Annotated in this window: 7 protein-coding genes and 3 tRNA genes; 7 read left to right on the top strand and 3 right to left on the bottom strand. The window is 42.9% G+C overall.

What is annotated here, in order from left to right; translation table 11 throughout:
- Nucleotides 1-7: 7 nt before the first annotated feature.
- The 4 genes from H9629_RS09420 (at nucleotide 8) to H9629_RS09435 (ending at nucleotide 1277) form a co-directional block, all read left to right on the top strand.
- Nucleotides 8-97: transfer RNA gene (locus tag H9629_RS09420), tRNA-Ser, on the top strand.
- Between the two features lie 16 nt (nucleotides 98-113).
- A tRNA-Arg gene (locus H9629_RS09425) sits at nucleotides 114-190 on the top strand.
- Between the two features lie 118 nt (nucleotides 191-308).
- Entirely contained in the window at nucleotides 309-914 is a 606-nt protein-coding gene (locus tag H9629_RS09430) for a dihydrofolate reductase family protein (RefSeq protein ID WP_064094504.1), read from the top strand.
- A 286-nt stretch (nucleotides 915-1200) separates the two neighbouring features.
- A tRNA-Arg gene (locus H9629_RS09435) sits at nucleotides 1201-1277 on the top strand.
- Nucleotides 1278-1380: 103 nt separating this feature from the next.
- Here the strand turns inward: H9629_RS09435 and H9629_RS09440 are convergent.
- Entirely contained in the window at nucleotides 1381-2679 is a 1299-nt protein-coding gene (locus H9629_RS09440) for an SRPBCC family protein (protein WP_144723659.1), read from the bottom strand.
- 159 nt (nucleotides 2680-2838) lie between these two features.
- Between H9629_RS09440 and H9629_RS09445 the strand changes: the two genes are divergently transcribed.
- Nucleotides 2839-3336, top strand: coding sequence for a YcxB family protein (locus H9629_RS09445; protein ID WP_064094502.1), 498 nt, complete (start codon nucleotides 2839-2841; stop codon nucleotides 3334-3336).
- A 31-nt stretch (nucleotides 3337-3367) separates the two neighbouring features.
- Nucleotides 3368-4009, top strand: coding sequence for a fumarylacetoacetate hydrolase family protein (locus H9629_RS09450; protein ID WP_064094501.1), 642 nt, complete (start codon nucleotides 3368-3370; stop codon nucleotides 4007-4009).
- 160 nt (nucleotides 4010-4169) lie between these two features.
- Here the strand turns inward: H9629_RS09450 and H9629_RS09455 are convergent, their stop codons facing one another.
- Nucleotides 4170-5417, bottom strand: coding sequence for a YihY family inner membrane protein (locus H9629_RS09455; protein WP_064095160.1), 1248 nt, complete (start codon nucleotides 5415-5417; stop codon nucleotides 4170-4172).
- Between the two features lie 110 nt (nucleotides 5418-5527).
- Here H9629_RS09455 and wrbA point away from each other — a divergent pair, with 110 nt between their 5' ends.
- Nucleotides 5528-6127 carry an NAD(P)H:quinone oxidoreductase gene (gene wrbA / locus H9629_RS09460; RefSeq protein ID WP_191730983.1) on the top strand — a complete coding sequence of 200 codons (600 nt, stop codon included), beginning with the start codon at nucleotides 5528-5530 and terminating at the stop codon, nucleotides 6125-6127.
- A 48-nt stretch (nucleotides 6128-6175) separates the two neighbouring features.
- On the opposite strand, the gene H9629_RS09465 is transcribed toward wrbA, so the two are convergent.
- Entirely contained in the window at nucleotides 6176-6562 is a 387-nt protein-coding gene (locus H9629_RS09465; protein ID WP_191730984.1) for a hypothetical protein, read from the bottom strand.
- Between the last annotated feature and the right edge of the window lie 582 nt (nucleotides 6563-7144).

A 7144-nucleotide genomic window follows, 5' to 3' on the forward strand; every position in this document is an offset into this window, starting at 1 on the left:
ACGTTACGGTGAGATGGGTGAGTGGCTGAAACCACGTCCCTGCTAAGGACGCATACGGGTAACTGTATCGAGGGTTCGAATCCCTCTCTCACCGCCACGCTTACTTACATCGCGCGCTCATAGCTCAGCTGGATAGAGCACTTGGCTACGAACTAAGGGGTCGGGAGTTCGAATCTCTCTGAGCGCACCAACTTGAACAATCAACCGCACATGTTGCGGTTTTTTTGTGCCTAAAATTTACAGAAACACCAGACATCACGTGCTAAAAATAAGTCTCAGGCGATTTAATAAAAATAAAGGCAGTCGTGATGAGAAAAATCATTGTCCAGGAATTTTTGACCCTAGATGGCGTGATGCAGGGGCCCGGAGGCCCGAAAGAAGATCTATCTGGTGGTTTTCAATATGGTGGCTGGGTGGCGCCGTATTTTAATGCGGAACCTGATCCGGCATTTGATGCCATCATGCAAAACTGGATGCAGCCCTCCGATATTCTTTTAGGAAAAAATACTTTTCAGATTTTTGAATCTTACTGGCCCACACATGCTGAAGACTGGCCGGGAATTAATGATGTCAATAAATATGTTCTTTCTACCAGTCTGGAGCACTCGGACTGGAAAAATACCCTTTTTCTAAAAAGCATTGATGAGATAATCAATCTTAAAGCATCAGGAGAGGGAGACATTCGTGTATATGGTAGTGCTGCAGTGGTACAGGCGCTTTTCAAATATGAGCTTGTGGACGAACTTCGTCTGCTGACTTTTCCAATTATACTGGGTGTTGGCAAACGCCTGTTTAATCATGAATCAATACCCGCCGCTTTTCAGTTGATAGACCACTTGGCTAGCTCAAATGGTGTTGTGTTTGCGTATTATCAAAGGGCAGGCGCAGTAAAGACCGGAACAATAGGCGAGTGATAAAGCGTACAAGGATGATGGTTATCTGATATTTGAATTCTATTCTGGTTGGATACCTGGTTGAGAATACTGAGAGCTGACCTATTGTGTGCTGCTGAAATTTTTTGGAAATCCAGCTTTCTGGTCGAATTAATTAAGTACTTTTAGCTCTAAATTTGCAGAAGTTTTCGGCAGAAAGTTGTGAATATTGCTGCATCGTTTAATTACTGTACGTTCGGTTGAGATTTTATTAAAAAACACTTAACAAGACTGAAAAAACTCGTATAATGCACCCCATCAAGACGTCGCGCTCATAGCTCAGCTGGATAGAGCACTTGGCTACGAACTAAGGGGTCGGGAGTTCGAATCTCTCTGAGCGCACCAATCTTGATAAAAATTCTGAAAAAACCGCACAGTGATGCGGTTTTTTTGTGCTTGGAATGCGTGAATTTTTCATATAAAAAACCAATAACTCTCTGCCTCCTTCTTATCTTAATTTCTGCTGCACTTTCAGTGCATAAACGGTATTGCCACCCACTGCAGGTAAAACATCATGATAGGGCATACTGCGCATGGCTCTTAATAAGAACGGTGCCTGATCGTGAATCTTCATACTGCTGGTAATTTGAAATAAGGTACCTTGTGACTGCGGTAATAAGCGCATGCCACCTTTCACAAACTTCAAGTCGCCGCCATTGGCATTGAACTGGTTTTGCAGGGAATCAGGCTGGTAAAAACGCATCTTGAAGTTAAATGGAATCTGAATCACTCCTAAACCGACCGACACCTTATAGTTGGCATCTATATTCTGAGGATTGACCGGCTTAAGTTCGACCTTCTTGATCTGCCGGGGAAAAAGCTGCTGGGTTGCTTCAGCTGCTAACCACGGCCGCAATTTTTCGACCGGATGCGCAAAATATTGATAGGTGCTACTAAATCTTAAATTTTCTGAGACTTTTCCTTCTTTGACCAGATAGTTCGGCAAAATGAAACTGACCGGTTGCCCAGACTTCTGGCTGATCTGGGCAATTTTTTGTAGCTGTTGAGGGTTGAATCTCAGTTGCGGAATCGGAGTTGCTAGTGCTGCTGTATGCTCGGTTTTAAAGCGTTGTTGTAGTGCTTCCAGCAGAAATGCATTGGTACTCGGCGGAATGCCGAGTTTGGCTTCAGGCAGCGCATTCAGGATTTTACTGAATAAAAAGCCTTTGGGCTGGTTCAGGTCGCCCCATTGGGTGACAGTCACCAGCGTTCTATGCGAACCCAGTGCAAACCATTCCAGTTTTCCTGCACCATAGGGAATTGGCGCATCGATAATTAAGGTGCTGATGCTGTTATCACCCAGATGATGCTGCATCACTACGGTTTCTTTAAAGTTTAACACCGGAATCGGGGTCGGGATATGAACCTGATATTTAACCTGCTGAATCGAACCCTGCTGCTCCAGCACTTTGGCTGACTTTAAGGTTGGAAATAAACCCACATAATTCGGATAATATTGCAGCAATTTTTCGACCTGAGCTTCAGCTACCGGCAATACCACAGCTGCACTATAAAACTGTGCCTTGCTGGGTGCATTGCTGTTTAAGGTCGGAAGCTGGGTTTTAGATGAGGGATGCGCATAAATCAGAATCCGCTCGCCGGTTAACTCTGCCAGCTGGTGAGCATTTCCCTGATAGGCACTCAGACTGCTCGGCAGTTCGGCATTCCAGGGAATAATCTTGGCCAGTGCTGTGGCAGAGGTTCCTAAAAGAACACCGATGACTATGCATTGCTTTAATCCGTTCATTCAGCAACCTGTTACATATTTTTTGTTTTAATTGCTATTTATTTAAAACCAAAAGCACGCATTTCCCAAGCAAAGTTATGTAATTGATGCGGCAGGCCATAAGCGCTGTGTATATTTTGGTATAGTATTGGGCAAGATTTTATTTTTTGATGTGATGCTATGACTGAGTCAGCACCGACTTTATCGACCCGTTATTTTTTGACTTTAGAAGAATCTCAGGATGGTTTTGCCCTGGCAACGTTTGGTAAAAAACAGATTTCACGTTTTCTGACGCCTCTGGTCAGTATCGGGATTATCATCTGGGGTTTTTCGATGGGCTTTGATGGTGTCGGACGTTATTACGTGGCTTTGGGAGCATTCTTCCTGATCCTGCAAGGCATCATGCGTTACTGGTTCCTGCCGATGATGTTTAAGCGCCAGTTTATTAAATATCAGTTTGGTAAAAGCGAACAGGGTATTGATCTGTATCAGGACTATGCGGAAATTTTTACCAATGATCGTAGCAAGCTGGTGCCATATAGCGAAGTGCAGAATTTTGCTGTCGGTAAACTCACTTATATGCTGGAATTAAAAAACCGTACCGTGGTTATTGTGCCGAAGCGAGCATTTAAGGACGGCACTGAACAGAGCATGTTCGAGCATACATTTAAAAAATAATTCAGATATCTACCAAAGGAAATTTTTGATCATGAGCACACGTCCGTCCAAAATCGTTTGTGTGGGTCGCAGTTATGCCGATCATGCCAAAGAACTCGGCAATGCGATCCCTGATCGGCCGGTATTATTCATCAAACCACCGAGTGCCTTAACTTCGCTCGAAGCAGGCATTGAATGGAATCCGGAATGGGGTAACTGCCATTATGAATGCGAGTTGAGTTTGCGTATTGACCGGACTTTAAGCAAGGAAAATGATCCTGAAAAAGCCCTGCAGGCAGTAGGTGCTGTGACTTTGGGTCTGGACTTAACGCTGCGTGATTTACAAGATGATCATAAGAAAAAAGGTCAGCCTTGGGAACGAGCCAAAGCCTTTGATGGTTCCTGCCTGTTGTCGGACTGGGTGCCTGTAGCGGATGTGGTTACTGACTGGAAAGATGTGCACTACACACTTGAAATTAATAATGAGCTGCGTCAAAAAGGCGATACCGCTTTACTGATTTTTGATATTGCGACTCTGCTGGCTGAGATTAGTCAGGTCTTTACTTTAGAAGAGGGCGATGTGGTAATGACCGGTACACCGGCAGGCGTTGCGGCATTACATTCCGGTGATCAGCTCAAAATGACTCTTAAAGGTAAGTCTCAGGATTATATCTGGACGACTTTTGTTAAATAATCCCGGTATTTTATATTGTTCAAGCTAAAGGACTGCAAATGCAGTCCTTTTTATCGCCTTGTTATTCAGGCGGTGGCTGAGAATTACGGTGGTTGCGGGGAAGCCTGCTTGTAAATCCATCGATGTCATTAAAAAATCCTCTCGAGCGAGAGGATTTTTTCTATTTACGTCGGAACAATTCGGATAGCGGGAAACTGAGTTTTTCTTCCAGATACTGATCTGCTTCCTGTAACTTGGGCGAGAAATTTTGCATCCAGATATCATCAGGCTGGGTATTGATAAGATGGTTTTTGCGTGGCAGTGGATAGGGCAGTTGCGAATAAAAATTCCAGAAGCTCACCTGATCCAGATCGCGGACCAGCACATATTCATTCTCATCGGTACGTTTGATCAGATTCTGTTTTTCGAACATTTCGACATAGCTCGGCCAGCGACCAATTTCATCTCGGCCCAGCACTTCCAGTGCTTGCGCTTCACTGATACTTTCACCCGTTTTTTGCTTTTTATAAAAGAGCTCTAATAAATCCAGCAGCATGACGATCGGATGGCGTTTGTTGTCCTGACCAGATTCAAAAGCAGTCAGGGCATAACTGATCTCAACTCCCAATAATACAATAATCCATGACAGATAAATCCAGAGCAGGAAAATTGGCACAGCGGCGAAGGCACCATAGACGATTTCATAACTGGTAAAGTTTGTCATGATCCAGCCAAACAGGTTTTTCAGCAGTTCAAATACTACTGCACTAAACAGGCCCGCAATAAAGGCAGATTTAATCGGCACACTGCGATTCGGAATGGTCCAGTTCAGAATAAAAAACCCGAGTACTGTCAAAGAAAAGGAAATCGCCCAGAGAACAAAAGCACCATCTAGTTCATAACCGGAAAAATTGTTGCTGAGAATACTCAGGGACGCTACAGTCGAGGAAATTACAAATGCACTGCCCAGTAAAATTGGTCCCAGTGAAATGATGGTCCAGTAACGCATAAATCCTATAATCCCGCCTCGCGTTTCAGTCACACGCCAAATGCGGTTAAATGCCGTTTCGATACTGCTCAGCATTAAAACTGTCGTCACAAACAGGAACAGAATACCGATGATGGTTAAATTGCTGGATTTGTCGGTAAAGGCATTCAGTGCTTTATCAAATGCAATGGTGGTTTTAGGTAAAAAGTTACTGTAAATCAGCTGTTGCAATTGCTGCCGCGCAGGTTCCAGTGCTTTAATTGAAGAAATAATTACCAGAAAAACTGTCAGCATCGGCACCACCGCAAACAGGGTGGTATAAGTCAATGAACCTGCCTGTTCGCGACAGCGGTCTGCTTCAAAACGTCGTAATACAAATAAAACAAATTGAAACCAGTGTTTTTCATAGAAAGGTAATTTCTTTAAATACTTATCAATCATCTGCATCCAATCTCAATTTTTTTAATCATCATGAATTTTCATCATCAGCTTAACCAAAAAACTTGCAAAGTATCGTATAGTTTTATTTTTTTTAGTAATGAATAAGAACCATGATGCAACCTTATGTCCTTGTTTTATATTACAGCAAATATGGCTCAACCAAAAAAATGGCACATTTGATTGCCAATGGAATTGAAGCGGCAGGCGTGGCAGTAAAAATCAGGACGGTTCCCAATATATCCAGCATGGTAAAAGTCGCGGAACCAAGCATTCCCGAAGAAGGAGACATTTACTGCACTCTGGATGATCTTGCGCAATGTGCCGGTCTGGCACTCGGTTCACCGACCCGTTTTGGCAACATGGCTTCTGAAATGAAGTATTTTTGGGATCAGACCACAAGTCTATGGCTGAATGGCGCTTTGCATGGTAAGCCTGCTTGCGTGTTTACGGCGTCAGGTTCCATGCATGGCGGACAGGAAAGTACTTTGCTAAGCATGCTGCCGCCGTTGTTTCATCATGGCATGATGGTCATGGGGCTTAGCAATGCAACATCGGCACTATCGAATACCAAAACTGGCGGTACACCTTATGGTGCCAGTCATGTCAGCGGCCCAAGGCATGATCAGGGCTTAAGTCAGGATGAAAAAATTCTGTGTGAAGTACAGGGTAAGCGTCTGGGTGAGGTTGTACTGAAACTCAATCAAGGCTGATCAAGCTATCGCAGGAAATGAAGTACTCACTTCATTTCCTCAATTATATTAAGCTTCTTTTTGATCTTTTTGATCTTTTTGATCTTTTTGATCTTTTTGGCTAAATCTGTATTTGCATTTCAGACATTGATAATCCTGAAACACATTGCGGTCAACAGAAATTCCAGCTTTTTTCCCCAGAAAATTACCAATTACTCCTCCGGTAATGCCCACACTGATCGCACCTATGAAAGTACCCACCGTTCCACCCACAATTACCCCTAAAGGTCCCGCTACAGTACCAATTGCAGCGCCAATGGAAGCACCCGAAGCAGCGCCACCTACTGTTCCTGCAGTTGCGCCGGCTGAACTCATGAGGATGCCGCCAATTTTCTTTAAATTCTGTTCATGATTGCGTTGTTCAATGTTTGTTGAGCCACATTTAGGACATTGCATAGGTTTGTTCCATCAACAATTGATATTTGCTTTGCTTAAGCTCATAGATGATTTGAAATTATCTTCGCCCAAACAGTTATTCGGGTCATACAGTGTTTAGTATGGCTTTTTGACATGTATTATGGGAAAGGCTTCTACCTGACTGATTCTAGTTGAATTAAAGCTAAAACATTGTATTTCAGCTGTAAATAATTTCGCTCTAATCCTTTTGGGCACACACGCTATGTTATTTGAAGCTATAAAAACTACCAGATAGTCGGCTCTCCTGCTCTTTATTACTTTCTATTCTATAGACAAGATTACCTGAGTATTGCCAAAGACGGGTGGCTTTGAAGCCTGCTGAGGGGAGGGAAATTCGAGAGAAGAAAGCAGAGATCTTCGGTTTAAGGGATTGCCTCTAAAAGGTGCAGTTATTGAGAGCTTTCCTTATAAATAATCCAATGTGTGATCTATTAATCGTATATTTAATAATAGATGAAATATGTCACAATTATTTAGAATCTCTAATAAAATCAAAATTTATGGTATTTAAAGTAATTTTAAAATATTAATTTCGGAATTTATAAGAGGATTTCTTTATTA

Origin of the sequence: Acinetobacter pecorum, from assembly GCF_014837015.1 — a bacterium.
In the GTDB taxonomy this organism is placed as follows: Bacteria; Pseudomonadota; Gammaproteobacteria; order Pseudomonadales; family Moraxellaceae; genus Acinetobacter; species Acinetobacter pecorum.

What these genes read in the sequence shown, in the direction of transcription:
- wrbA (WP_191730983.1), top strand. Translation starts at nt 5,528, where the DNA reads ATGATGCAACCTTATGTCCTTGTTTTATATTACAGCAAATATGGCTCA.
- H9629_RS09450 (WP_064094501.1), top strand. Translation starts at nt 3,368, where the DNA reads ATGAGCACACGTCCGTCCAAAATCGTTTGTGTGGGTCGCAGTTATGCC.
- H9629_RS09455 (WP_064095160.1), bottom strand. Translation starts at nt 5,417, where the DNA reads ATGATTGATAAGTATTTAAAGAAATTACCTTTCTATGAAAAACACTGG.
- H9629_RS09440 (WP_144723659.1), bottom strand. Translation starts at nt 2,679, where the DNA reads ATGAACGGATTAAAGCAATGCATAGTCATCGGTGTTCTTTTAGGAACC.
- H9629_RS09445 (WP_064094502.1), top strand. Translation starts at nt 2,839, where the DNA reads ATGACTGAGTCAGCACCGACTTTATCGACCCGTTATTTTTTGACTTTA.
- H9629_RS09465 (WP_191730984.1), bottom strand. Translation starts at nt 6,562, where the DNA reads ATGCAATGTCCTAAATGTGGCTCAACAAACATTGAACAACGCAATCAT.
- H9629_RS09430 (WP_064094504.1), top strand. Translation starts at nt 309, where the DNA reads ATGAGAAAAATCATTGTCCAGGAATTTTTGACCCTAGATGGCGTGATG.